General features: G+C 47.5%; 1 pseudogene. It reads right to left on the reverse strand.

What is annotated here, in order from left to right:
* Positions 1-611, reverse strand: a pseudogene (locus ACKJXD_RS11935) (hypothetical protein); the annotation flags it as partial.

A 611-nucleotide genomic window follows, 5' to 3' on the forward strand; every position in this document is an offset into this window, starting at 1 on the left:
AGCGTAGTTTCCTTGCCGTTACTGATAATATCCGCCGCATTAATGTTAATATTGCGCTGACCGGTTAACCGTAATGTCCCTTCTTTGTCAGATACATACACGGTTGCCGTGTTATCTAACCAGCGCTCTTTGCCGGACTGATGTTGTTCCGTTGTTAAAATAATGTCCCGACCGGCATAGGCATCAAGCTCTGTTTTTGCCTGCAGTAAACCACTTTGGTTAATAATATCCTGTTTAGCCTCTAACCAGACACTGTCGCCGGCAATCGTTCCCCGGTTAATGATATTATGACCACTCGCCGCTATTTTATCCCCGCTAATCACGCCCTGATTATTGATATCCTCTTGTGTCTGAATATTCACCTGACCGGCATGCACAACATTCCCCTGCAGGTTAACGCCGGTATGCTTGCCCACCAGATATAATTTAGGCACGCTGACCACTTCCACCCGACCATCCGGTAACGTGATAGCCTGATTGACCATCCACACCATATCCGTGGTTAATGCCGCCATCTGCTCTTCGCTTAAGGCAACCCCCGGTTGCAGCTGATATTGTTTGCTATATAACTGACCGGCTAAGAGTAAATCCCGGTACTGGTCATCACTGTT

This window comes from Gilliamella sp. G0441 (genome assembly GCF_050589305.1).
In the GTDB taxonomy this organism is placed as follows: domain Bacteria; phylum Pseudomonadota; class Gammaproteobacteria; order Enterobacterales; family Orbaceae; genus Gilliamella.